This is a genomic window from Pseudomonas sp. SDO5522_S412 (genome assembly GCF_054071215.1).
In genome coordinates, this window is record NZ_JBSVWQ010000089.1 from 1 (window position 1) to 23,339 (window position 23,339).

The window sequence follows — 23,339 nt, forward strand, 5'->3', positions numbered from 1 at the left end:
GCAGGCCCATCTTTTGGGGCCGCTGCGCGCCCCAGCGGGAGCAAGCTCCCTCGCCACAAGATTCGGCGCTTTCCTGCAGATTATTGATCATGCCCAACCAACCCTGCCCCGACTGGGCCGAAGCCCTGCTCAACGGCTTCAGCCAGATATTCCTGCAGCGCCACCCGCTGTGTGGCCTGCTCTGCCTGCTGGCGATCCTGGTCGGCGCCCCGGCCCTGCTCGGCGGCGCGCTGCTGGGCGGTGTCGCCGGCTTGCTGACCGCCCAACGCCGCGGCTATCCCAAGGCCGAACGCCAGGCCGGTCTCTATAGCTACAACGGCGTGCTGCTCGGCTTGCTGATCAGCCAGCACTTCAGCTGGTCGGCACTGCTGCCGCCGTTGATTCTCGCCTGCGGTGGCCTCAGCGCAATCCTCACTCGCCAGTGGCTCAAACGCGCCGCCAACCCCGATGACCTGCCCGCCTACACCGCACCGTTTGTGGTACTCGGCTGGCTGCTGCTGGGCACCACCGCGCCCGCCGCATTTGCCGCCAGCGAACCCCGCACCTGGGCGCTACTCTGCGCGCCGTTCACAGGTCTGGCCCAAGTCATCCTGATGGACCAACCCCTCGCCGGCCTGCTGATCGCCCTCGGTCTTGTAATAGCCAGCCGCCGCGCGGCCTTGTGGGCGCTGACCGGCGCGAGCCTCGGCGTGTTGATCGCCCTGTTGATGGACGAGCCCGCCAGCGCCCTGCTCGGCCTGCACAGCTATAACCCGGCATTGGCCGCCCTGGCCCTCAGCCAGCATCGTCGCCAACCCTGGCTGCCGCTGATCGGCATCCTGCTGGCGATCATCCTCACGCCCGGCTTCACCGGCCTGAACCTGCCCGCGCTGACCGCGCCGTTTATCCTCGCCACCTGGCTGGTGCGCGCCAGTCAGCGGGTGATGCAGAAAACCCGCATGGACAGCCCCTTCGAATCCCCCTAGGCTTCGCTGATCTTCGATTCAGGCGACTTCCATGGACAGCAACAAGCACTGGCGTGAGCGTCTCTACGTCATGGTTTTCCAAAGTGACACCCCGGCCGGCCGACGCTTCGACAGCACCCTGTTGCTGATCATCCTGGCCAGCCTGGTGATCGTGATCCTCGACAGCATCCAGGCAGTCCACGACAACTACGCCAACGTGCTGGCCTATATCGAGTGGGGCTTCACCATCATCTTCGCCATCGAGTACGGCCTGCGGCTGTATTGCTCGCCCAAGCCGTTGCGCTATGCCTTCAGCTTTTATGGGCTGGTGGATTTGCTGGCGATCGTGCCCGGGATCCTCGCGCTGTACTACAGCGACGCGCAGTACCTGCTGATTATCCGAATCATCCGGATGCTGCGGATTTTCCGCGTGCTCAAGCTCGGCCCGTACCTCAAGCAGGCCAACTACCTGATGTCGGCGCTGCGGGGCAGCAAGCAGAAGATCGTGGTGTTCCTGGTCAGCGTCTGCACCCTGGTCACGGTGTTCGGCACCTTGATGTACGTGATCGAAGGCCCGGAGCACGGGTTTACCAGCATTCCCAAGGGCATCTATTGGGCGATCGTCACCCTGACCACCGTGGGCTTTGGCGATATCGTGCCGAAGACCCCGCTGGGCCAGGTGATTTCGTCGCTGGTGATGATCACCGGTTATTCGATCATCGCGGTGCCCACCGGGATCTTCACCGCCGAACTGGCCAACGCCATGCGCGGTGAGCAATTGCAAACGGATTGCCCGGTGTGCAAGAAAAACAGCCATGAGCCCAATGCAGCGTTTTGCTCACGGTGTGGCAGCGCGCTTTTCAAGAAACTGGAATAAGCAAAGTTCTTTTTAATCTTTAAGCGACTATGCGCCCCCCCGTTATAGTCGCTGGCATATTGCCCCCATGCGTTTCAAAAACCTTCTCGAACAACAAGGAATGAGCAGTGAAAAAACTCGTTAGTGCCTCTCTCCTGGCCGCCGGCCTCGCACTGGCTGGCGTCGTCCAGGCCGCCCCGGTCACCCTGCTCAACGTCTCCTATGACGTGATGCGTGACTTCTACAAGGACTACAACGCCGCTTTCCAGAAGCACTGGGCCGCCGAGCATCCAAACGACAAGCTGACCCTGCAGATGTCCTTCGGTGGTTCGAGCAAACAAGCGCGCTCGGTGATCGACGGCCTGCCGGCTGACGTGATCACCATGAACATGGCCACCGACATCAACGCCCTGGCGGACAACGGCAAACTGGTGCCGGACAACTGGGTTACCCGCCTGCCGAACAACAGTGCGCCGTTCACTTCGGCCACGGTGTTCATCGTGCGCAAAGGCAACCCGAAAGCCCTGAAAGACTGGCCGGACCTGCTCAAGGATGGCGTGCAAGTCATCGTGCCGAACCCGAAGACCTCCGGTAACGGCCGCTACACCTACCTCTCGGCCTGGGGTTATGTGCTGAAAAACGGTGGCGACGAAGAGAAGGCCAAGAAGTTCGTGGGTGACCTGTTCAAGCACGCACCCGTGCTGGACACCGGTGGCCGTGCCGCTACCACCACGTTCATGACCAACCAGATCGGCGACGTGCTGGTGACCTTTGAGAACGAAGCAGAAATGATCGCCCGTGAATTCGGCCGTGATCAGTTCGAAGTGATCTACCCGAGCGTTTCCGCAGAAGCTGAGCCGCCGGTTTCGATCGTCGACAAAGTGGTCGAGAAGAAAGGCACCAAAGTGGCTGCCGAAGAATACCTGAAGTACCTGTGGTCGCCGGAAGGCCAGGAAATTGCCGCCAACAACTACCTGCGTCCACGTGACCCGAAAGTGCTGGCCAAGTACACCGACCGTTTCCCGAAAGTCGACTTCCTGTCGGTAGAGAAGACCTTTGGCGACTGGCGCACCGTGCAGAAGACCCACTTCAATGATGGCGGGGTTTTTGACCAGATCTACTCCGGGCAGTAATCCGCACCCTGATCGCTGATCGTTCCCACGCGCTGATCGTTCCCACGCTCCGCGTGGGAATGCATCATAGGACGCTCCGCGTCCAGGTCGCGCCGCAAGACCTGGACCGTGCTGAGGACGCAGAGCGTCACTGGATGTATTCCCACGCGGAGCGTGGGAACGATCTATCTACAGCCGTTACATCGGCGGTGTCACGCCATCCTTACCCGCAGAAATCGCCTGGGCCGTTACGCTCCCGTCCGCGCCCTTCGCCGCAAACATCACCACCTTCACCCCAGGCTTCAGCAAGCTGCGATCACCCGGCTCCAGGTTGACGATCGGCACATCATCCGGCACCACGATCTTCTGCTCGCCGCCCTTGTACTTGACGGTCAACGTGCGGCCATCGCTCACCACCAGGTCACCCACGGTGCCGTTGGTCATGCTGCTGCCTTCCTTCAGGTCGAACGCACGGTGCCCATCGCCTGTACCGGCCATCGCCGGTGGGAATACATGCACTTCCAGCGCCGTCAGGGTGCCATCCGCGTTGGGCATGGCCGCCGAACCGATGTAACTGCCGGGCTTGATGTCTTCGATTTTTGCCAGGGTGACCGCACGCACCTGCGTGTCCTTGGTCAGGTGCACGGTGACGTCTTCACCGCTGTTGACCTTGACGTGCATCGCGTCGCCGTCCATCGCGGTAATCGCACCCCGCACGCCGACACGCGGGGCATCTGCGGCCTGGGCAACGCCCACGGTCATCAGCGCGGCCAGGCTGGAGGCCAGGAGCATCTTGTTGAATGTCGTCTTCATGGCAGTCGATTTCCTGTTTATGCAGTTGTGACTGAATGTATCATCGACCTTCAGCGCGAAAGTTAACGTTTCAGTCATTAATTCCCGGCATGAGTGTTATCACCACAGACAGGCTACTCCCGCCCGGGGCCAGTCTTTATCCTCGCTCGCCACAATCCTTCGCTTTTATGAGAACGCCATGAACGCCACGCCCCCCGCTACAAGCACGATGACCCGAGGCATGGTGATGCTGTTTGCGTTCTGTTGCGGCGCCATCGTCGCCAACATCTACTACGCGCAACCGATCATCGAGCTGATCGCCCCGGACATCGGCCTCACGCCGGCCATGGCCAGCCTGATCGTGTCCCTGACCCAGATCGGCTATGCCCTGGGCCTGTTCTTCCTGGTGCCGTTGGGCGACCTGCTGGAAAACCGCCGGCTGATGATCATCACCACCGTGGTGGCCATCGCCAGCCTGCTGGGTGCGGCGTTCACCGAACAGCCGAACCTGTTCCTGCTGGTGTCGCTGCTGATCGGCTTCAGCTCGGTGTCGGTACAGATCCTGATTCCGCTGGCGGCGCACCTGGCGCCGGCTGAATCCCGTGGCCGGGTGGTCGGCAGCATCATGGGCGGCTTGCTGCTGGGTATCCTGCTGGCGCGGCCAGTGTCCAGCGTGGTGGCTGACCATTTCGGCTGGCGCGCCATGTTCATGGCCGCTGCGGCACTGATGGCGTTTATCAGCGTGGTGCTGATGCTGACCATCCCCAAGCGCCAACCGGATCACGCGGCCAGCTATGGCCAGTTGCTCGCCTCGCTGGGCACCTTGCTGCGCCGCCAGCCGGTGCTGCGCCAGCGCGCGTTTTACCAGGGCTGCATGTTCGCCACCTTCAGTCTGTTCTGGACCGCCGCCCCGCTGGAACTGTCCCGCAACCACGGCCTGAGCCAAAGCCAGATCGCCCTGTTTGCCCTGGTCGGTGCCCTGGGCGCCATCGCCGCACCCATCGCCGGGCGCCTGGCGGACGCCGGCCACACCCACCGCGCTTCGCTGCTGGCGATGCTGTTTGCCGCACTGAGCTTCCTGCCGGCCTTCGTGCACCCGCTGTACAGCGTGATCGGCCTGGCGGTGACCGGCGTGGTCCTGGACTTCTGCGTGCAGATGAACATGGTCCTTGGCCAGCGCGCCATCTACGCCCTCGACGCCAACAGCCGTAGCCGACTGAACGCGCTGTACATGACCAGCATCTTCATCGGCGGCGCCTTCGGCTCGGCGATTGCCAGCAGCGTGTACGAACACGGCGGCTGGCTGGGGGTGATGCTGGTGGGCAGCGCATTCCCGCTGGTGGCGTTGCTGCGCTTCTTGAGCGCCTCGCGGCAAGGGGCGGTGGCGACTGCCTGACCCACCTTACAACCGCATCAACGGCTCCAACGCCGCATCCGCCAGAAATGACGAGTGACGAGGTCAAGGGCTTGCTGACTGATTGGGAATTACCGCCCAGGGATTTATGGGCGGTATCCCCTCCAGGAGGATGGCGAGCGCCCTGGCGCGTTGCTTTTCAGCGCAGGTGAGTAGACAGACCGATCACGTCCTCTGGCCGGATCAAGCGTGTGCTTTTAAGCAGGAAGTTTGTCTGACGCCGTCCCAGTAAGTCGATGCCCACAAAGTAACGCCCGCTCTGCTGGTTGTATTTGACGACGGTATCTCCAATACGGCCCGTGTAGCTATCCACCAGCCGCAAGGGCGTTCCGACTTCTGTCATTAAACCCGTCAGATCAATTGTGTCTTGGCCACTGGTGAAATCCATGATCAGGTCAGCGTCGTCATAGACCGAGTCGCTGGCCTGCTCATACCTGAACGTGTTTCTACCGCCCACACCCCAGAGCGTATCTCCACCTGCCCCGCCGGTGAGAACGTTATCCACCGTATTGCCTATGAGCGTGTCACGGCCTGAGCCGCCAATCGCATTCTCCACGGTGACACCTTTGGCTATACCAACGTTATTGCGCAAGCCGCCTACGCTGGAGGCTGCGCCCTCGCGCAAGTCGATGGTCTGGTTCTGCCGGAAGCCCGAAAAGTCCAGGGTGTCATCGCCACCTTTGTCCCTCACCAGGAACCTGGGAGCGCCACTCTGGGAATGCAGGCTAAGGAAGGGATCACCGGTGTTGGAGTTGAAGCCATAGACAGTATCGTGCGGAGCAGGAAAAGGGTCCGGATTCGGGTCCGGTTGAGGTTCTGGCTTGGGCTCTGGTTGGGGCTCCGGCTTGGAAACTCCAGGTTCGTATGCCCCGCCAGTGACTATGTCACTTGCCTGAATGCCACCCACGCTCTTAATCAGAAAATCCGCTTTGCCCCTGCCAGTGGTGTCGAGACCCAGACTACCGTTTCCGCTGCGCGGGTCATGGCTCAGGACAATCTCGCCAGCACGCCCCGTAAACCGCTCAACAATGTTGAAATGCTTGATTGAGGTATTTTTCAATAAGCCCGAAAGGTCGATCTTGTCTGTGCCGCTGGTGAAATCCAGGATTTCGTCAGGCCTGGTGAGTGTCGAGTCACTCGCTCTATCGTAAGCAAACACGTCCGCGCCTGCGCCGCCTGTCAACCTGTCTGAACCCGCTCCACCCTTGAGCCGGTTGCCGGACTCATTCCCTATGAGCTCATCGTCACCTGAGCCACCTGTGGCATTTTCAATGACAACGCCCTTGGCGATAGACACATTACCCTTCAAGCCACCCACATTGGAAAACGACTCCGCATTCAGGTTGATCTTCTGGTTCTGGGAAAATAGCGAAAAGTTCAGCGTGTCATTCCCGCCCCCGTCCCATACCGAAAATATCGGGGCGTCCTTCGAGGACTCAAGGCTGAAGTGGTCACGGTCAGTATTGGATTCAAAGCCATAAGTAGTATCGGTATTCCGAATATTGAGATTGGCCCCGTAGAGTTTCTGTACGGCAGCAATATCATCTTTCATTGGCGTTGAAGGTTCGCGCGATTTGAAGTCATGGCCCGTATGATTGGTTTCTCGCCAGTAACTCATCACGCTGTGGGCTCTGGTGTCCTGCGTGTATAGGGCATCTGCATAAGAGTGCACACTTTCACCATAGTCCCCAGGGTGGCCAAGCCCCAGGGCATGTCCCAACTCATGTATGGCCGTTGATAAAAAAACATCGCCATGCCGTGGGGCATCAGAAGCGCCTTTCGTTCCAACCGTAGTGCTCATATCACCGTACCAGCGATTAGGCAGCCCCGACACCCCGCCATTGTCATCGGGATTGGCCTTGATGGTTATTGAACCATCCGGACCTGGCGCCCCCTCCTTGAAGACAATATTTGTCACGTCCTGCCAAGACGTCAGGGCTTTGCGCAAGGACGCTTTCTGTTGCACAGAGAATTGATCATCAAGGGTGAAGGAAAGCTCGATTTTGTTATCGCCATTACGATCGTAATGCCTCGAACCCTCTCGCAGGATCTGCTTTGCAGCATCATCCGTGGTGAAGGTTTTTTTTGAGGTTGCGCCATCACTGGTAGTGGCCGCATTCAACGTAGATAGCTCATGACTTGATACAGGCGGATTAACAAAAGAAGCAGTGACTCTCATAAAAACAACATCCTTTTAGTTGAGACTTTCATTCATCAGGAAACAGACTTTCAACGCGACTGTTTCACTTAACAGCCGCCTTAAAATCTCACATGAAAAAACCGAATGTCACCCCTATGAACGTTTCAATTTAAATATCCAAACAGCCAGAAACACATCGCCAATTTTTCAAGCGCACTATATTTATATTCAGAAGTTTCAGATCAGGCCAGCTCTGCATTCAATATGCGATACGAAGAAAACCGGAGACATATAAACCTACAATTACCCATCGCCCTAACCAGGGCATGAAAACAATCTGCTACACATCCGGCTGCTGCACCACGTGGTGCTGATGGCTGAGAGCCAGGCACTGGAAACAGGGCCAGACTCTGCCTTTACTCTGGCGGTTACCCTGGGGCGCCCGGCTGTTGAAGCAGACCTTTCAATAGCTGCAGCAACGTCGACAATGTCTTGGCGATCATCTCGTTCAACACTGCAAGCGTGGTCGTTTTCGAATCAGGCGCAGGGGGCGGCGCCGGGGACGGCACTACATTTGGCATGGGTAATGGCACCGGCTTGAACCCAGGCGTCGCCCCCGCCCACTGCACATCCGTCGACTTGATCTGGCCAACACTGTTGATCAACAACTCGGCTTTGCCACTGCCGTTCAGGTCAACTTCAAGGCTTGACCGGCCCGTGGCGGCGTCGTACTTGAGCAAGGCCTCGCCAGCGCGCCCCGTGAATCGGTCCGTGAACACCAGGGTGCCCACCCCGGCTTCTTTCAATGCGCCCGACAGGTCGATCTTGTCGGTACCGCTGGTAAAGTCCTCGATCAAGTCAGGATCCTGGGGCGTGGAATCACTGGCCTTGTCGTAGATAAACATGTCCGCTCCGCCGCCACCGCGCAACGTATCAGCCCCTGCTCCACCTTTGAGTCGATTGCCCGCCTCGTTACCGATCAGGGTATCGCGACCGGCCCCACCTGTTGCGTTTTCAATTGTGCACCCCTTGGCAATCGAGACATTGCCCTTCAAGCCGCCCACGTCAGAGAACGACTCGGCATTGAGGTTGATCTTCTGGTTCTGTGAGAACCCTGAAAAGTCCAACGTATCGTCACCGCCGCCGTCCCATACGCAAAAAACGGGTTTGTCCGTGGCGCTCTTGAGCGTCATCGCCTCCCGCTCGGTGTTGGAGTTGAAACCATACGTGGTGTCGGTATTGCGGGTTTGGTGATTGGCCCCATACAACCGCTGCGCTGCCGCGATGTCGTCCATCATTGGCGCGGATGGATTCGAAGACTGAAAGTCGTGGCCGGCCTGGTTTTTCTCCGACCAGTAGCTCATGACGCTGCGCGCCTTGGTATCCCCGGCATAGACCGCGCCACTGTTGTAGGCAGAGCCGCCACCATTGTAGTTGCCTGGATGCTGCAGGCCGATGGCGTGCCCGATTTCATGTACCGCGGTCACCGAAAAGTGGCTGCCCAGGCCAGGTCTGCTCCCTGCTTTCAGCGTGCCTATCGTCGCGGTCGTGCTGGTGTTGGAGCGTGTAGGTGATGTGGCAACACCACGGTCACCGCGAGGGTTGTTTTTAATGTTTACCGTGCCGTCTGCCCCATCTGCCTGCTCCTTGAGGTTAATGTTGGCAACATCCTGCCAGGACTGCACCGCTTGACGAACGCGTTGTTGCTGCTGCGCGGTGAAACTGGGGTCGACGGTGTAGGACAGATCAACTTTCATGTCGCCGTTACGATCGTGAAACCGCAGGTTGTCCCGCGAGATCTGCTTGCCGGCCTGATCCGTGGTGTAGGTCGGCTTGGCTTTCGCGCCGAAGCCAGTCGGACCGGGGTCAGACTCCGGCAAGTTTTGAAGCATGGGCCTGATGGAGATCGCGTCAAAAACGTTCATGAGAAAGAGCACTCTCTTTTAATTAATAGACGAGCCGGAACAATCGGCATCAGCCATTAAGCTCCCATGCATGGAAAGCACGGGACAGCGCTTATTTAGTTCTCACCGAAACACTTAAAAGCGATGAAACACCCGCTAAGAAACTCAATAAATTACTTGCAATTTAAACAACTGAACACACACCAGCCGTTGCGGCAGCGCCTTGGTTTATCAGAAAAAAAACAAAAATCTACACAATGCCGCCAATATGAATACTCCAAACCGGCATCAACAAAGATACATCCACTCAAACTTTTCATCCAAATCCACCGGCGATCAGGACTTCACCGCTTGACATAACTTCCCACGTTAAATCACCCGCCCATCCCAGCCCACCGTCACATGCCGCGGCAGCTCCCGCCGATGCTGCAACAACCACGCATCCAGCGTATGCCCCACATGGGTCAGCACCCCCAACTGCGCACCCACCTCTTCAATACATTGCAACGCCAGCGTCAGGTCATTGTGATTGCGCGGTGCCTGCGGTTGCGGCGGCATGGAGCAATCGAGTACCAGCACATCCAGCGGCTCGAGTTGCAGCCAATCGCGGGTGGCGGGTGGCAGGCCGACGGTGTCGGTAAGGTAGGCAATGCGCCGCCCTTCACCTTCCAGCAGATACCCCAGGGTGGGCTTGGAATGCAGCAGCGGTAACGCGGTGACGCTCAGTTCACCCAACCGGCGGGTTTCAAACTCGGCAAACGGCTGGCTGAAATCGAGGATGCCGGGGTGCTTGTACAGGTCGGACAACCCTTCCGGATCCACCGGCCCATGCACCGGAATCACCAGCCCCTGGCCCCAGCGCAGATGCAGCAGACCCTGGGCATGATCGGCATGGTAATGGGTCTGGAGAATCCCGTTGAAGCTGCGCGGCGGGAAGCGCTCGGTGAGGTCGGGCAACCCGCTGTCGATCAACCAGCGCTGGTCGCCACACTCGATCAATGCGCTGCATGGGCGGCGGCGCAGGCTCTGGTCATGGCGGGCCAGGCCACAGGCGGCGCACTCACAGCCATACACCGGCACTTGCCGCGCATCGCCGGTGCCCAGCAGTGTCAGGCGCATGCAGGTTGCCCGTCGAGGCAGCCCAGCAAGCGCTCAACCGTGTGTTCCAGTTGGCCGGAATTGTCGAGCAGGAACACGTCTGCAGCAGCGCTCAATCCCTCGGCGAATCGCGCATTGCGCGCCAGGCGCAGATCAATATCCGCCAGGGATTCGCGACCCCGCGCCAGCAAGCGCTGGCGCAACACCCCTTGGTCTACCGTCAGCAGCACCACCAGCAGGTTCGGGTAACGCAGCCGGGTTTGCGCCAGGTGGCCGCGGGAGCCGTTGACCAGCACATCGTGCCCCGCCGCCAGCCACTCATCGATTTCCCGTGGGATGCCATAGGACAACCCGTTGGCGTGCCAGCTGAGGGCAAATGCGCCCTCGGCCTCCATTGCGGCAAACTGCGCCGGGCTCACACCCTGCGCCGCTTCGCCCACCGCTTCCGCCGAGCGGGTGATGACCCGCCGCACAATGCGGCAGCCACGCTCGGCCAGACGCGGTCGTGCGGCATCCAGCAGGCTGTCCTTGCCCGAACCCGATGGTCCGATGAGATAGATCAACCTGCCTGCCATCAAAACACCCTCTTCGCTTGTCGCCACACTTGTTGGACCACGGGCAGTCCGTCGCGGCTCCTGGCTTGCACCAGGTCGGCCCGCAGACCCGTGGCGATTTCGCCGCGATCACTCAGGCCCGCCGCGTGTGCGGGCGCCAGGCTGATCATCCTGACCGCCCGCGACAGATCGCCGCCATCCTGTTGATCGGCCAGCACGAACGCCGCCTGCAACAGGCTGGCCGGGTAGTAGTCACTGGAAAGTATATCCAGCAATCCTTCGGCGGCCAGGCCGGCGGCGGCCACATTACCCGAGTGGGACCCGCCACGCACCACGTTCGGCGCGCCCATCAGAACTTTCATGTTCAGTTGCCGGCAGCCACGGGCGGCTTCCAGGGTGGTGGGGAATTCGGCGATGGTCATGCCGTAGCGCGCCGACTCCTCGACGTGAGCCAGGGTCGCATCGTCATGGCTGGCCACCGACAGGCCGCGTTCCAGGCAATGCTCGACGATCGCGGCGCGGTAGCGGTCGCTGTACTCCCTGGAGTTGGCCATTTGCAGCTTGATGAACGCGTCCATGGTCTCGTCGTTCAGGTGGTACTTGCCCATGTAGTACTCACGGTACTTGGATTCAAGCACGAACTGGCGCTGGCCCGGCGAGTGGTCCATCACTGACACCAACTGCACCAACGGGTTTTCCACCAGGTCGCGGAACACGCTCAGGGTGTCGGGGTGGCACAGCTCGCACCGCAGGTGCAGGTGGTGTTCGGCGCGGGTCAGGCCGGCGCTTTCTGCCGCCGCGATGGCATTGAGCATCGCCGGCAGTTTCTGCATGCGGTTGCCCTTGGGGTTTACGTCGCCGATGGACACCGCGTCGAACACCGTGGTGATGCCGGCCGCGATGATCTGCGCATCATGGCTGAGCACCGCCGAGGTCGACGGCCAGTCCACGCCGGGGCGCGGGGTCATGTGTTTTTCCAGGTTGTCGGTGTGCAGTTCCACCAGGCCCGGCAACAGGAAATCCCCGTCAAGGTCCTGGGCCTGGGGCAGTTGGCTGCGGCCTTCGGCGATGTCGACGATCAGCCCGTCACGCAGCACGATGCTGCCAAGGAACATGCGATCAGCCGTCACCAGCCGGGCATTACTGAGGATCTGTTCAGCGGGCATGGGCGTATTCCTCTTGGGCAACAGGCGCGGGGGTCATGTCGAAATGGCGGTCGGCGACCGCTTCACGGGCGGCACGGTCGTGGAAGATGCCGATCAAGGCCGCGCCAGCAGCCTTGGCTTCGTTCATCAGTTCCAGCACCACCTGGCGGTTGCTGTCGTCGAGGGACGCAGTGGGTTCGTCCAGCAGCATCACCGGCCAATCCACCATGAAGCCGCGGGCGATGTTGACCCGCTGCTGCTCGCCGCCGGAGAACGTACCGGGCGCCAGCTGCCACAGGCGTTGCGGGATATTCAGGCGGGTCAGCAGATGCTCGGCGCGCGACTGTGCATTGGCCTTCGACCAGCCACGGGCCAGGGCGGGCTCCATCACCACATCCAGGCAGGCCACCCGCGGGATCACCCGCAGAAACTGGCTGACGTAGCCCAGGGTCTGCTGGCGCACCTGCAACACCTCACGCGGTTCGGCACCGACCAGCTCCAGCCATTCGCCAAGGTGCTGTACCCGGATGCTGCCGCCCGCCGGCAGATAGTTACCGTACAGGGTGCGCAGCAACGTGCTTTTACCGGCGCCGGACTGGCCATGCAGCACCAGGCACTCACCGCCTTTCACACTGAACTCCACCCCGCGCAGCACGTTCAGCACCACGCCGTTCTGCTGGTGCAAGGTGAAGGTTTTCGAGAGGTCACGGACCTCGATCAAGGCATTCATCATGGCTGCAATACCGAAGACACCAGCAGTTGAGAGTAAGGGTGCTGTGGATCGTCGAGGATCTGGTCCGTCAGCCCGGTTTCCACCACGCGCGAGCGGCGCATCACCATCAGGCGGTCGGCCAGCAGGCGCGCCACGGCGAGGTCGTGGGTGACGATCACCACCGCCAGATCCAGCTCGCGAACGAGGCCGCGTAGCAGGTCGAGCAAGCGCGCCTGTACCGACACGTCCAGGCCGCCGGTGGGCTCGTCCATAAACACAAGACGCGGGCTGGAGACCAGGTTGCGGGCGATTTGCAGGCGCTGCTGCATGCCGCCGGAAAAGGTCCGGGGCAAGTCGTCGATGCGCTGCGGGTCGATTTCTACCTGGCCCAGCCAGTCGAGGCCGGCGCCACGCAGTTGCTCATAGTTGCGCACGCCCTGGGCCATCAGGCGCTCGCCGATATTGGCGCCGGCAGAGACCCCCATGCGCAAACCGTCCCGTGGGTTTTGCTCGACAAAGCCCCATTCGGTGCGCAGCAAGGTGCGGCGTTCGGCTTCGCTGGCGCTGTACAGATCCAGCCATTCACCGTCCTTGCCGCGATAGCCGATGTGGCCGGCCTGCGGTGGCAGACGCCCGCTGAGCAGCGAGAGCAAGGTGGACTTGCCTGAGCCCGACTCACCAACAATCCCCAACACTTCACCGGGGTACAAATCGAAGCTGACGTCCTGGCAGCCCTTCTCTTCCCCGTACAACAACGACAGGTCACGCACTTGCAAAAGAGGCTGGCTCACTGGTTGTTCTCCTTGACCCGTTGGGCGCAATACCAGGTGTCGGAACACACAAAACTCTGGGTACCGGCGTCGTCGAGAATCAGCTCATCGAGGAACGATTCATGGCTGCCGCAGATCGCGCAGGTGTGTTCCCACTTCTGCACTTCGAACGGATGGTCTTCAAAGTCGAGGCTGGTGACCTGGGTGTACGGCGGCACCGCGTACAGGCGCTTTTCGCGACCGGCACCGAACAGCATCAGCGCCGGGCTCATGTCGAGTTTCGGGTTGTCGAATTTCGGGATTGGCGAGGGGTCCATCACGTAGCGCTCATCCACCATCACCGGGTAGGCGTAGCTGGTGGCGATATGGCCGAAGGTGGCGATGTCCTCGTAGAGCTTTACGTGCATTACCCCGTAGTCATTCAGGGCGTGCATGGTGCGGGTCTCGGTTTCCGACGGTTCGATAAAACGCAGCGGCTCCGGGATCGGCACCTGGTAGACCATGATCTGATCGGCCTGCAACGGGGTTTCCGGGATGCGGTGGCGGGTCTGGATCACCGTGGCGTCCGGGGTGCTTTCGGTGGTGGCGACGCCCGCGGTGCGCGCAAAAAAACGCCGGATTGACACGGCGTTGGTGGTGTCGTCGGCGCCCTGGTCGATCACCTTGAGCACGTCGTCAGCCCCCAGGATCGCGGCGGTCAGTTGCATGCCGCCGGTGCCCCAACCGTAAGGCAGCGGCATCTCGCGGCCACCGAACGGCACCTGGTAACCGGGGATCGCCACGGCCTTGAGCAAGGCGCGGCGGATCATGCGTTTGGTCTGCTCGTCGAGGTAGGCGAAGTTGTACGCCGGGTCACGCGCAGGCGCTTGAGTCAGGTCATTCATGGCGGGTGCCCTCGGCCGGTTGGCGCAGTTTGCGGATCAGTTCCAGCTCGGACTGGAAGTCCACGTAGTGAGGCAATTTGAGGTGGGAAACGAAGCCCGCCGCCTCGACGTTGTCGCAGTGGGACAGCACGAATTCTTCCTGCTGGGCCGGCGAGACGATCTCTTCGTTGAACTCATTGGCCCGCAGCGAGCGGTCCACCAGGGCCATGCCCATCGCCTTGCGTTCGGCATGCCCGAATGCCAGGCCGTAGCCCCGGGTGAACTGCGCCAGCTCGGTGGCCGAGCCGACGAACTGGTTGACCATCTCGCACTCGGTGACTTCGATGCTGCCCAGGCAAATCGGGAAACCCAGCTCTTCCGGGTCGATCCACACCTCCACATCGCCGATGCGAATCTCGCCGGCGAACGGGTGGTTGCGGCCGTAACCACGTTGGGTCGAGTAACCCAGTGCCAGCAGGAAACCTTCGTCGCCACGGGCCAGGGCTTGCAGGCGCTGGGCGCGGTTGGCCGGGTATTCCAGCGGGTCGCGGGTGATGTCGGCGACGCTGCCGGTGTCGTCGGATTCGTTCTTGATCAGCCCTTCCTTGGCCAGCAGGCCGAGTACCCGAGGGCACGCTTCCAGAGTGGCATCCGGCGTGGTTTGCGGGCCCGGGTATTCACCTTCGGCCAGCAGCGCAAAGTCCAGCAGGCGGTGGGTGTAATCGAAGGTCGGGCCCAGCAGTTGCCCGCCCGGCACGTCCTTGAAAGTCGCCGACAAACGCCGGCTCAGTGACATCTGCACGGTATCGATCGGCAGGCTCGGGCTGAAGCGCGGCAACGTGGTGCGGTAGGCCCGCAGCAGGAAGATCGCTTCCACCAGATCCCCCGCCGCTTGCTTGACCGCCAGTGCGGCCAGCTCCGTGTCGTACAGCGAGCCTTCGCTCATCACTCGCGCGACCGCCAGCGGCAGTTGCTCGCGGATCTGCTCCACGCTCAGTTCCGCAATGGAAGTATCGCCCCGGCGTTTTTTCGCCAGCAGGCGGTGGGCATTGTCGATGGCCTGTTCGCCACCCTTGACGGCTACGTACATCAGGCATGCTCCTGTGCAATTCGGGTGCTGCGTGGCAGGCCGATCAGGTGATGGCCGGCGGCGAACAACACGTCCAGGCCACGGGGAAACGTCTCGCGGCGTTGACGTTCCAGCCAGAATGCTTGAGGCACCGGCAGGTTGACCTGACGCTGGGTCTTGATCCCCGGACCGCGCCAGTTCAAGGCGCGACCGGCTTCCAGGTCGGTCAACTGGACCAGCAAGGTGCAGGACTGATCCGGGTAGCGGTCATTGCCGTGGTCGAAGCCGCTGAGGTCGAGCAAGTCCTGTTCACCGAGCAAGGCGAACGCGGCCTCTTTCCGGTTGGCGGTCAGCGGGCAGCCGCAGTGGAAGGCCAGGTTGGCGCGGATCAGCGGCGTGTCGAAGCACGGCGCCAGCCAGAGCGGGGTGTCCATATCCAGCAGCGCCAGGCACAGCGCATAGGTAGCCGGCGCCAGGCCTTCAAGGCTGGGGGCCGCGGGCAAGGACTGGATCAGGCCGGGCTCGGCGAGCGCCTTGAGGGCCCCGCGAAAACCGCGCTGGGCGTCCAGCACCGGGTCTACAAAGGCCGGTTGCAAGCGTTGGGCATTCATCAGTTTTCTCCTCGAACCAGGGTGAAGAACTCGACCTTGGTGGCGGCGGTGTCGGCCTCTTTTTGCGCACGGCGCTCGGCCTGGGCGTTGGCCAGTGCGCCGATCAGGTCGCTGAGCCAGGGGCTCGGGTGTGCGCCCTGCAAATGCGCATCCGCCAGGGCCGCCAGTTCGGCATGGACCTTGTCGCGCCCGGCCAGGTAGCTGTAGCCGGTGCGCCCGTCAGCCAGGCGCACCACGCAGCGGGTCACGCTCATTTCGCCGAGGTTGAACGGCGCGCCATTGCCGCCCATGCGGCCACGCACCAGGGTCATGCCGATTTCCGGGGCGCGGATCAGTTGGTAATCCACGTCGCGCAGGGCGTCTTCATGGGGCAGCAATTCACTGCGAAAGGCGCGGGCGAGCACGCCGATCCAGTGTTGACGCGGGGACAGGTTCATCGGGGTCTCCATCAGGTCACCACTTGGTACTGGAAGCGATCCGAACGGCTGGTGGACTGCGCCAGCTCCACCGGGCGGCCGTCGCGATCGCGGGAAAGGGTGAATACGGTGAGCGCCGGCAAGTGCCGGGGCATCATCAGCAGTGCGGCTTCGTCGCGGTTGGGCAAACGCGCGCCGATCAGGCTTTGGGTACGGGTCAACGGCATGTCGCGCTCACGCAGGTAGTGGCGCAGCGAGCCGCCGTTGTAGTCCGCCAGCAGCGGCGCATGGCTGGCGCAGTAACGGTGGCGGATCAGGCTGACCGGCTGGTGATCGAGCTTGCGCAGGGTTTGCAACTCGATCATCGGCGCCATCTCGGCGATGCCCAGTTGCTGGGCCTCTTCGCGGCTGGCAAAGCAGTAGCGGCGCTTGAGCAGCATCGCTTCCACGCCCACGCCTTGGGCCGACAAGGACTGGCTGTAGGAGGTCTCGGCGCCCATCGGGTAAATCAGCGGGCGGTCCAGCACCTGGGTGCCCTTGCCCTGGCGGCGCAACAGGCTGCCTTCGAACACCAGCTCGTCGATGGCGCGGCGCAGGGTGTGGCGGTTGACGCCGAAGCGTTCAGCCAGTTGCACCTCGCCCGGCAGGAATTCACCGGCCTGATAGCTGCTCAGTTCGCGGCGCAGGATGTCAGCGAGTTCGCGGTACACCGGCTCATCTTGTCTAGACAACTGCATGCTTAAAAAAAGCGCCCTGGGGCACCCCTCCGACGTCAGATGAACTGCTTGCGCAGGCGTTGGGACAGCACGTCGATACAGCTCACCACCACGATGATCACCAGCAGCACCGCGCAGGTCTGCACGAACTGGAACGCGCGGATGTTCTCCCAGAGGATCACGCCGATCCCGCCGGCACCGACCATCCCCACCACTGTCGCCGAACGCACGTTGGCCTCGAAGCGGTAGAGCGCGTAGGACACCCACAGCGGCATCACTTGCGGGATCACGCCGTAGATCACTTCCTGCAAGGCACTGGCGCCGGTGGCTCGCACACCTTCAACGGGGCCCGGGTCGATGGCTTCGACGGCTTCGGCAAACAGCTTGGCGAGGACCCCGGTGGTGCTGATCCACAAGGCCAGGACACCGGCAAAAGGACCGAGGCCGACGGCGACCACGAACAACATCGCGAACACCATTTCGTTGATCGAACGGAAGGCATCCATCACCCGGCGCAGCGGCTGGTGAATCCACCATGGGGTGATGTTGTCGGCGCACAGGATGCCCAGGGGCACCGAGCAGACGATCGCCAGCACCGTGCCCCAGAGGGCGATTTGCACGGTGACGATCATCTCCTTGAGGTAGGAGCGCCATTCGTGGAAGTCCGGCGGGAAGAAGTCGGCGGCGAAGGTCGCCATGTTTCCGGAATCGCGGTACAGCGCCAGCGGGTTCATCTCGGCGCCGTGCCAGGCCCAGGCCAGCAGGATCAGGAACAGGCCCCAGCCCAGGTATTGCGGCCAAGTCCTTTTGCCCACTGCTTCAGCATGCAAGGTAGTCATGGGTCACTCTCGGTGTAGGGTTGGAACTGGGCTTAATGTGGGAGCGGGCTTGCTCGCGAATGCGGTGACTCAGTCGCCGGATGCGTTGAATGACACACCGTATTCGCGAGCAAGCCCGCTCCCACATGAACCCGATTCCTACAGGGGGTTAGCCGTTGGCTGCGGTCTTCTTGTCCAGTTCGGTGATGCGCTCTTGCAGCTTGGCCAGGTCGGCGTCGATGTCGGCGAGCTTCCTGGCCTTGTCAGCCGCTTCCAGCTTGTCGTCGGCGCTGATGGTGGTGCGCTGCTTGAACAGTTCCAGTTGGCGGATCGGTAACAGCTGGTCGTCGCTGGACTTGAGGAACTTGCCCAGTTGCATGTTCTTCAGCACGGCCTTCTCTTCGTCGGTGTCACCGTAGTTGGCGAAGAAGTCGCGGATCTTGGTCTTCTCGCTGTCGCTCAGGGCCTTGCTCCACACCATCGGGTCGGCCGGGATCAGCGGCGACTTCCAGATCACCTTGAGCATGGCGGCCTTGTCCGGCTGGGTGACTTCCAGGCGGTCCCAGCTTTCGGTGTTGAAGGTGGCGACGTCCAACTGCCCCTTGGCCACGCTCAATGCGTTGACTTCATGGCTGGAGTTGAGGGTGCGCTTGAAGGCGGTGGCGGCGTCGACGTGGTTCTTGGCGAACACGTAGTAGCCGGGTACCAGGTAGCCCGAAGTGGAGTTCGGGTCACCGTTGCCGAAGGTCAGGTTCTTGGCGTTCTTGAGCATGTCATCGACGTTGTTGATCGGGCTGTCCTTGCGCACGATCAGCACGCTCCAGTAACCGGCAGCCCCGTTGGCGGCGGCGGTCTGGGCGAAGATTTCGCCGTTGGAACGGTCCACCGCTTCCATCGCGGCCTTGTTGCCCAGCCAGGCCACGTCGACTTTGTTGAAGCGCATGCCCTGGATCAGGCCGGCGTAGTCGGAAGCGAAGGTGGCGTTGATGGTGAGGCCGGTCTTCTTGTGCATGTCATCCAGGAAGGGCTGCCAGATGCTCTTGAGGTTCTGCGAAGACTCGGTGGACATGATGCCGAAATTGATCGCCTTGTCGGCGGCCTGGGCAGTGCCCATGGCCACGCTGGCAAGCAGCACGGCAGACAGAAACACATGACCGATACGGTTCAACATGGAGAGAATTCCTGTGGGTCGTTAGTAAGGTTTCAAGCGCGGGCCAGGGCCAACCGTGCGGGGACGACGGGTGTGCGGGTCTGGTCGGAAAACATCAGGCTGGTGTCGACATCGGCACCGTACAAATCGTTGAGGAACTGGCTGCTCAGCTCGCTGGCCTGGCCGTCGAAGTGAATCCGCCCGCCCTTGAGCGCCACGGCTCGCCGGCAATAACGCATGGCGTAATCGACCTGGTGCAGGGTGACCACCACGGTCTTGCCGTCGCGGCCGTTGATGTCGGCGAGGATCTCCATGACCTTGCGCGCCGACTCCGGGTCCAGGGAGGCGATGGGTTCATCCGCCAGGATCACTTCGGCGCGTTGCGTCAAAGCGCGGGCGATTGCCACGCGTTGCTGCTGGCCGCCGGACAAGGTGGAGGCGCGCTGGCTGGCCAGGTCTGCCAGGCCGACGCGGGCCAGGGATTCCATGGCGAACTGTTTTTCCTCGGTGTTGAACAAACCGAGGTTGCCGCGCCAGCGCGGCATGCGGCCCAGGCAACCGAGCAGTACGTTGTCGAGCACGCTCAGGCGGTTGACCAGGTTGAACTGCTGGAAGATGTAGCCGATGTCGGCGCGCAGGCGCCGCACCTTGCCATTCAACCGCCCGCTGGCCTGCACTTCCCGGCCCAGCACCTTGACGCTGCCGCCGTTGCTCTTGTCGCAACAGGCCAGGCCCGCGAGGTGGCGCAGCAAGGTGGACTTGCCGGAGCCGGAAGCGCCAATCAGCGCGACCATCTCACCGGTGGCAACGGTGAGTTCGAGGTCGACCAGCGCGGATTTCTTCGCAAAGGTCTTGTTCAGATGATCGACATGGATAGCTGGAGTCATGGGCTTCTCTGTCTGGTTGAACAGCCATCCGTGGCTGCGTTTGAGTTCAAACGACAGTAGGCGCGGGCTGTGTCAGCCCTATGACTTGCACATGACTGGGGTAAAACCGTTTGATGAAGGTTTGATGAAAGGTTGGAAGTAGCTGTAGGACGTTGATCGTTCCCACGCTCTGCGTGGGAATGCCGCCTCGGACGCTCTGCGTCCATTGAAGTTTTGCGCAGTGGTGACGCGGAGCGTCACGGGATGCATTCCCACGCAGAGCGTGGGAACGATCCATACCTAACCTGTGGCGAGGGAGCTTGCTCCCGCTGGGCTGCGCAGCGGCCCCAAGCCTGGGTGACACGGTCTGTCAGATGTACTGAAGTGGCTGACTTGGGCCTGCTTCGCAGTCCAGCGGGAGCAAGCTCCCTCGCCACAAGGTCTTCGCCCGGCATTGGAAATGTGCCGGACTGTGGTGCAATAGCTGGCCGCCAATATGTGCAAAAGGACAACGTGATGGGAAAAGACAAGGCATGTCCGGTCATCCTGCGAACCCGCCAATCCCTGGAAATCCTCGCCTTCAAACACCCACTGGCAGGTCTTCAACTGGTCAAGGGCAGCGTGGAGCCTGGCGAAAGTACCGAGGTTGCGGCAGTTAGAGAGTTGCTTGAAGAGGCCGGGATAACCGGCAAGGTGATACGTGACCTGGGCACTTGGCACTCAGCGTCCACGGGGCATACATGGGCCTTTCATCAATGCCTGATCCCTGAAGACCTGCCAGATACCTGGACCCATTCTGCAGAGGATGATGGCGGCCACGAGTTCCAGTTCTTCTGGCACCCGCTGGCGAGCGAACCGTCAGAAGAGTGGCATCAGGTGTTTAAAGATGCCCTGGAGTTTCTAAAGCCGCGCCTTGCCGAGATCCAACTGGCAACGTAAATCCAATGTGGGAGCCGGGCTTGCCCGCGATAGCGGTGTATCAGCAACAGTTTCAAAACCTGATCCACCGCTTTCGCGAGCAAGCCCGCTCCCACATTTTGATTTTCATCAGGTTCAAACTGCCCGGTGTTATTGAGCGATGCGGGCGCGCAATCGCGGCATCACAAAATCCAGAAACGCCCGCAGCTTCAGCGGCAACGGCGACTGCCCTTTGTGCACCAGGCTAATGGGCAGCGGCGCCGACTCGAACGCCTCAAGCATCACCGCCAACGCCTCCTCCCGCACCGCATCCGCCACTTGATACGAGAGTACCCGAATCACCCCAACCCCCAACGTCGCCGCCGCAATCGCCGCTTCTGCGGTGTTCACCGACAACCGCGAATGCACCGGTACCGAGAGCCCGGTTTTACCCGCGCCAAATCCCCACGCCCCTTGGGACGCCAGCACTTCGAAGGTGATGCAGTCATGCCCCGCCAAGTCCTGGGGCTCAGCGGGTATGCCGCGAGCGGCCAGGTATGCCGGGCTGGCGCACACCACCCGCCGCACCGTGCCCACCTGCATGGCCTTCAGCGAGCTGTCGGGCAACTCGCCAATGCGCACCGCGACGTCGCAGTGTTCTTCCATCAGGTGCACGACGCGGTCGGTGAGGATCAGGTTGATGTCGATCTCCGGGTACTGCGCGAGGAATTCCGCCACCACCGGCACGATGTGCAGCCGCCCGAAGACCACTGGCGCGGTAACGACCAGTTCGCCCCGGGGCTGGGAATATTCGCCAGTGGCCGCGCGCTCGGCCTCGCTGATGTCTTCAAGAATGCGCCGGCACGCGTCGAGGTAAGAGGCGCCGGCATCGGTCAACGACAGCTGGCGCGTGGTGCGGTGCAGCAGGCGGGTTTTCAGGTGCGTCTCAAGCTCGGCCATCTTGCGGCTGACGCTGGCCAGCGGCATGTCGAGGCGCCGCGCGGCAGCGGTCAGGCTGCCCGCATCAACCACGGCAACGAAGATGGACATGGATTCAAGACGGTTCATGGCAACCTATCAAATTCTGGAAGGATGATTCCAAATCCTAGGGGATTATCCTGCCAAGCGCGAGTGCGTAACGTTGGCCACTCATCTCCTTCCCGGAGATCTGCATTGAAGGAGAGCGCCGTGAGTGGCCTGCCGATGACATCCCAACCTTCCACAGCGCCTGCGGTCGCGCCGCGCGGCAAGATCATCATGATGGCGGTGATCGCCGGCGCGGTGATTACCAATATTTACTGCACCCAGCCGATCCTGCCGCTGATCGCTTCGGACATGGGCGTGGACGTGACCACCGTGGATCTGGTGGCCGGCTCCGCCCTGCTGGGTTTTGCTACCGGGCTGGCGTTGCTGCTGCCGATGGGCGACCGTTTTGACCGCCGCAAGCTGGTGCTGGGGCAGATCGCCCTGGCGTTCTGTTTCGCCCTGGCGGCGGCGTTTTCACCGGGCATCTGGGCGCTGATCGGGGCATCTTTCGGCTTGGGGATTGTGAGCTGTGTGCCGCAGCAACTGGTGCCGTTTGCGGCGGTGATGTCGCAGCCCCACGAACGCGGGCGCAATGTGGGCACGGTGGTCAGCGGGATCATGGTCGGCATCCTGCTCGGGCGCACGATCGCCGGCGTGGTCGGTGAGGCTTATGGCTGGCGGGCGGTGTACGCGATGGAGGCGGCCTTCATGATCCCGGTGTGGATCGGTGCCGCCAGGCTGCTGCCACAAGGCGTGCCGAGCACCAACCTGTCCTACCCTCGCCTGCTGGCTTCGCTGTGGCCGCTGATGCGCGACAACAGCCCGATTCGCCAATCAATGATGGTGCAGGCGTTGTTGTGGGCTTGCTTCAATGCGTTTTGGGTGAATCTGGCAGCACTGTTGGCTCATGGGCCATGGCAATTGGGCAGTGCCTGGGCCGGTGGCTTCGGGATTATCGGTGCGGCGGGTGCGTTGGCGGCGTCGCTCGGTGGGCGGGCTTCCGACAGGCTGGGTTCGCGCAAGGTGATTGGGGCGAGTATCGGGATTGTGACCTTGGCGTTCCTGCTGCTGGCGGGTGCCGAGACTTCGATTATCTTGCTGGTGCTGGGGGTGATCGTGCTGGATATCGGCGTGCAGTCGGGCTTGGTTTCCAACCAGACCCGGGCGTTTGCGGTGGACCCGAAAGCCCAGGGCCGCATCAATAGTTTGTACATGACGGCGACGTTTTTTGGCGGTGCGGTGGGGGCGACAGTCAGCGGCTGGTTGATGTCGCGGTTGGGCTGGATGGGGATTGTGGAGTTTGGGGTGATGCTGGGGGTGATTGCCGGGGTGGTCCACTGGACAAGCGCGCCCAGGCAGACTGAGGAGCTGGCGTAATTTCAAATCAAACGAGATTCAAAATGTGGGAGCGGGCTTGCTCGCGAATACGGTATATCAGTGCCCGATTTGTTGGCTGACACGCCGTA

At 61.6% G+C, this 23,339-nt stretch carries 23 protein-coding genes; 6 read left to right on the plus strand and 17 right to left on the minus strand.

From position 1 onward, the window contains the following. The first annotated feature begins 89 nt into the window (after positions 1 to 89). The 3 genes from ACW9I6_RS18300 (at position 90) to ACW9I6_RS18310 (ending at position 2,933) form a co-directional block, all read left to right on the plus strand. Positions 90 to 965: an urea transporter gene (locus ACW9I6_RS18300; protein WP_177116755.1), complete on the plus strand. Its 876-nt coding sequence runs from the start codon at positions 90 to 92 to the stop codon at positions 963 to 965. Between the two features lie 31 nt (positions 966 to 996). After that, on the plus strand, positions 997 to 1,821 hold the full coding sequence (locus ACW9I6_RS18305; RefSeq protein WP_008434745.1) for an ion transporter: 825 nt from the start codon (positions 997 to 999) through the stop codon (positions 1,819 to 1,821). A gap of 107 nt (positions 1,822 to 1,928) precedes the next feature. Then, entirely contained in the window at positions 1,929 to 2,933 is a 1,005-nt protein-coding gene (locus tag ACW9I6_RS18310) for a sulfate ABC transporter substrate-binding protein (protein WP_003210600.1), read from the plus strand. A gap of 177 nt (positions 2,934 to 3,110) precedes the next feature. Here the strand turns inward: ACW9I6_RS18310 and ACW9I6_RS18315 are convergent, their stop codons facing one another. Beyond that, positions 3,111 to 3,725 (minus strand): DUF5666 domain-containing protein, encoded by a 615-nt coding sequence (locus ACW9I6_RS18315; protein WP_003210601.1) that lies wholly within the window; start codon positions 3,723 to 3,725, stop codon positions 3,111 to 3,113. Between the two features lie 178 nt (positions 3,726 to 3,903). On the opposite strand from ACW9I6_RS18315, the gene ACW9I6_RS18320 reads away from it, so the two are divergent. Then, positions 3,904 to 5,100: an MFS transporter gene (locus ACW9I6_RS18320; protein WP_032899318.1), complete on the plus strand. Its 1,197-nt coding sequence runs from the start codon at positions 3,904 to 3,906 to the stop codon at positions 5,098 to 5,100. 157 nt (positions 5,101 to 5,257) lie between these two features. Here the strand turns inward: ACW9I6_RS18320 and ACW9I6_RS18325 are convergent, their stop codons facing one another. The 15 genes from ACW9I6_RS18325 to phnC form a co-directional block, all read right to left on the minus strand. Beyond that, positions 5,258 to 7,297, minus strand: a complete 2,040-nt coding sequence (locus ACW9I6_RS18325) for a M10 family metallopeptidase C-terminal domain-containing protein (protein WP_457339631.1) — start codon at positions 7,295 to 7,297, stop codon at positions 5,258 to 5,260. Between the two features lie 389 nt (positions 7,298 to 7,686). Continuing rightward, positions 7,687 to 9,183 (minus strand): M10 family metallopeptidase C-terminal domain-containing protein, encoded by a 1,497-nt coding sequence (locus ACW9I6_RS18330; RefSeq protein ID WP_134327100.1) that lies wholly within the window; start codon positions 9,181 to 9,183, stop codon positions 7,687 to 7,689. Between the two features lie 348 nt (positions 9,184 to 9,531). Then, entirely contained in the window at positions 9,532 to 10,281 is a 750-nt protein-coding gene (gene phnP / locus ACW9I6_RS18335; protein WP_214499483.1) for a phosphonate metabolism protein PhnP, read from the minus strand. After that, a complete protein-coding gene (phnN, locus tag ACW9I6_RS18340; protein WP_087694466.1) occupies positions 10,272 to 10,835 on the minus strand; it encodes a phosphonate metabolism protein/1,5-bisphosphokinase (PRPP-forming) PhnN in 564 nt (187 codons plus the stop codon). The genes phnP and phnN overlap by 10 nt, the downstream gene beginning before the upstream one ends. Beyond that, positions 10,835 to 11,980, minus strand: coding sequence for an alpha-D-ribose 1-methylphosphonate 5-triphosphate diphosphatase (locus tag ACW9I6_RS18345; RefSeq protein ID WP_457339632.1), 1,146 nt, complete (start codon positions 11,978 to 11,980; stop codon positions 10,835 to 10,837). The genes phnN and ACW9I6_RS18345 overlap by 1 nt, the downstream gene beginning before the upstream one ends. Next, positions 11,970 to 12,689 (minus strand): phosphonate C-P lyase system protein PhnL, encoded by a 720-nt coding sequence (gene phnL, locus ACW9I6_RS18350; RefSeq protein WP_008434762.1) that lies wholly within the window; start codon positions 12,687 to 12,689, stop codon positions 11,970 to 11,972. The genes ACW9I6_RS18345 and phnL overlap by 11 nt, the downstream gene beginning before the upstream one ends. After that, positions 12,689 to 13,498, minus strand: coding sequence for a phosphonate C-P lyase system protein PhnK (gene phnK / locus ACW9I6_RS18355; RefSeq protein ID WP_085984643.1), 810 nt, complete (start codon positions 13,496 to 13,498; stop codon positions 12,689 to 12,691). The genes phnL and phnK overlap by 1 nt, the downstream gene beginning before the upstream one ends. After that, positions 13,459 to 14,325, minus strand: coding sequence for an alpha-D-ribose 1-methylphosphonate 5-phosphate C-P-lyase PhnJ (locus ACW9I6_RS18360; RefSeq protein WP_008434764.1), 867 nt, complete (start codon positions 14,323 to 14,325; stop codon positions 13,459 to 13,461). Before ACW9I6_RS18360 ends, phnK begins: the two co-directional genes overlap by 40 nt. Further along, complete coding sequence (locus tag ACW9I6_RS18365) at positions 14,318 to 15,394, minus strand: carbon-phosphorus lyase complex subunit PhnI (RefSeq protein WP_177041450.1); 1,077 nt, start codon at positions 15,392 to 15,394, stop codon at positions 14,318 to 14,320. The genes ACW9I6_RS18360 and ACW9I6_RS18365 overlap by 8 nt, the downstream gene beginning before the upstream one ends. Next, the gene (gene phnH, locus ACW9I6_RS18370; protein WP_177035119.1) at positions 15,394 to 15,984 is read right to left on the minus strand and encodes a phosphonate C-P lyase system protein PhnH; all 591 of its coding nucleotides are present in this window, start codon (positions 15,982 to 15,984) and stop codon (positions 15,394 to 15,396) included. The genes ACW9I6_RS18365 and phnH overlap by 1 nt, the downstream gene beginning before the upstream one ends. Continuing rightward, the gene (gene phnG, locus ACW9I6_RS18375) at positions 15,984 to 16,421 is read right to left on the minus strand and encodes a phosphonate C-P lyase system protein PhnG (RefSeq protein WP_003210619.1); all 438 of its coding nucleotides are present in this window, start codon (positions 16,419 to 16,421) and stop codon (positions 15,984 to 15,986) included. The genes phnH and phnG overlap by 1 nt, the downstream gene beginning before the upstream one ends. A gap of 11 nt (positions 16,422 to 16,432) precedes the next feature. Next, the gene (gene phnF / locus ACW9I6_RS18380; RefSeq protein WP_023659262.1) at positions 16,433 to 17,137 is read right to left on the minus strand and encodes a phosphonate metabolism transcriptional regulator PhnF; all 705 of its coding nucleotides are present in this window, start codon (positions 17,135 to 17,137) and stop codon (positions 16,433 to 16,435) included. A gap of 35 nt (positions 17,138 to 17,172) precedes the next feature. Then, the gene (gene phnE / locus ACW9I6_RS18385) at positions 17,173 to 17,955 is read right to left on the minus strand and encodes a phosphonate ABC transporter, permease protein PhnE (protein ID WP_003210621.1); all 783 of its coding nucleotides are present in this window, start codon (positions 17,953 to 17,955) and stop codon (positions 17,173 to 17,175) included. Positions 17,956 to 18,103: 148 nt separating this feature from the next. After that, positions 18,104 to 19,105, minus strand: a complete 1,002-nt coding sequence (phnD, locus tag ACW9I6_RS18390; protein WP_003210622.1) for a phosphonate ABC transporter substrate-binding protein — start codon at positions 19,103 to 19,105, stop codon at positions 18,104 to 18,106. 32 nt (positions 19,106 to 19,137) lie between these two features. After that, complete coding sequence (phnC, locus tag ACW9I6_RS18395; RefSeq protein ID WP_457339633.1) at positions 19,138 to 19,971, minus strand: phosphonate ABC transporter ATP-binding protein; 834 nt, start codon at positions 19,969 to 19,971, stop codon at positions 19,138 to 19,140. A 495-nt stretch (positions 19,972 to 20,466) separates the two neighbouring features. Between phnC and ACW9I6_RS18400 the strand changes: the two genes are divergently transcribed. Then, complete coding sequence (locus ACW9I6_RS18400) at positions 20,467 to 20,889, plus strand: NUDIX hydrolase (RefSeq protein ID WP_457339634.1); 423 nt, start codon at positions 20,467 to 20,469, stop codon at positions 20,887 to 20,889. Between the two features lie 129 nt (positions 20,890 to 21,018). Here the strand turns inward: ACW9I6_RS18400 and ACW9I6_RS18405 are convergent, their stop codons facing one another. Then, complete coding sequence (locus tag ACW9I6_RS18405; protein WP_457339635.1) at positions 21,019 to 21,915, minus strand: LysR family transcriptional regulator; 897 nt, start codon at positions 21,913 to 21,915, stop codon at positions 21,019 to 21,021. Positions 21,916 to 22,050: 135 nt separating this feature from the next. Between ACW9I6_RS18405 and ACW9I6_RS18410 the strand changes: the two genes are divergently transcribed. Next, positions 22,051 to 23,250, plus strand: a complete 1,200-nt coding sequence (locus ACW9I6_RS18410; protein ID WP_102370293.1) for an MFS transporter — start codon at positions 22,051 to 22,053, stop codon at positions 23,248 to 23,250. Positions 23,251 to 23,339: the final 89 nt, after the last annotated feature.

Excerpts from the sequence above, each read along its gene's own strand:
- ACW9I6_RS18300 (WP_177116755.1), top strand. The coding sequence starts at position 90 with ATGCCCAACCAACCCTGCCCCGACTGGGCCGAAGCCCTGCTCAACGGC.
- ACW9I6_RS18305 (WP_008434745.1), top strand. The coding sequence starts at position 997 with ATGGACAGCAACAAGCACTGGCGTGAGCGTCTCTACGTCATGGTTTTC.
- ACW9I6_RS18315 (WP_003210601.1), bottom strand. The coding sequence starts at position 3,725 with ATGAAGACGACATTCAACAAGATGCTCCTGGCCTCCAGCCTGGCCGCG.
- ACW9I6_RS18320 (WP_032899318.1), top strand. The coding sequence starts at position 3,904 with ATGAACGCCACGCCCCCCGCTACAAGCACGATGACCCGAGGCATGGTG.
- ACW9I6_RS18325 (WP_457339631.1), bottom strand. The coding sequence starts at position 7,297 with ATGAGAGTCACTGCTTCTTTTGTTAATCCGCCTGTATCAAGTCATGAG.
- ACW9I6_RS18330 (WP_134327100.1), bottom strand. The coding sequence starts at position 9,183 with ATGAACGTTTTTGACGCGATCTCCATCAGGCCCATGCTTCAAAACTTG.
- phnP (WP_214499483.1), bottom strand. The coding sequence starts at position 10,281 with ATGCGCCTGACACTGCTGGGCACCGGCGATGCGCGGCAAGTGCCGGTG.
- phnN (WP_087694466.1), bottom strand. The coding sequence starts at position 10,835 with ATGGCAGGCAGGTTGATCTATCTCATCGGACCATCGGGTTCGGGCAAG.
- ACW9I6_RS18345 (WP_457339632.1), bottom strand. The coding sequence starts at position 11,980 with ATGCCCGCTGAACAGATCCTCAGTAATGCCCGGCTGGTGACGGCTGAT.
- phnL (WP_008434762.1), bottom strand. The coding sequence starts at position 12,689 with ATGAATGCCTTGATCGAGGTCCGTGACCTCTCGAAAACCTTCACCTTG.
- ACW9I6_RS18360 (WP_008434764.1), bottom strand. The coding sequence starts at position 14,325 with ATGAATGACCTGACTCAAGCGCCTGCGCGTGACCCGGCGTACAACTTC.
- ACW9I6_RS18365 (WP_177041450.1), bottom strand. The coding sequence starts at position 15,394 with ATGTACGTAGCCGTCAAGGGTGGCGAACAGGCCATCGACAATGCCCAC.
- phnH (WP_177035119.1), bottom strand. The coding sequence starts at position 15,984 with ATGAATGCCCAACGCTTGCAACCGGCCTTTGTAGACCCGGTGCTGGAC.
- phnG (WP_003210619.1), bottom strand. The coding sequence starts at position 16,421 with ATGAACCTGTCCCCGCGTCAACACTGGATCGGCGTGCTCGCCCGCGCC.
- phnF (WP_023659262.1), bottom strand. The coding sequence starts at position 17,137 with ATGCAGTTGTCTAGACAAGATGAGCCGGTGTACCGCGAACTCGCTGAC.
- phnE (WP_003210621.1), bottom strand. The coding sequence starts at position 17,955 with ATGACTACCTTGCATGCTGAAGCAGTGGGCAAAAGGACTTGGCCGCAA.
- phnD (WP_003210622.1), bottom strand. The coding sequence starts at position 19,105 with ATGTTGAACCGTATCGGTCATGTGTTTCTGTCTGCCGTGCTGCTTGCC.
- phnC (WP_457339633.1), bottom strand. The coding sequence starts at position 19,971 with ATGACTCCAGCTATCCATGTCGATCATCTGAACAAGACCTTTGCGAAG.
- ACW9I6_RS18400 (WP_457339634.1), top strand. The coding sequence starts at position 20,467 with ATGGGAAAAGACAAGGCATGTCCGGTCATCCTGCGAACCCGCCAATCC.
- ACW9I6_RS18405 (WP_457339635.1), bottom strand. The coding sequence starts at position 21,915 with ATGAACCGTCTTGAATCCATGTCCATCTTCGTTGCCGTGGTTGATGCG.
- ACW9I6_RS18410 (WP_102370293.1), top strand. The coding sequence starts at position 22,051 with ATGACATCCCAACCTTCCACAGCGCCTGCGGTCGCGCCGCGCGGCAAG.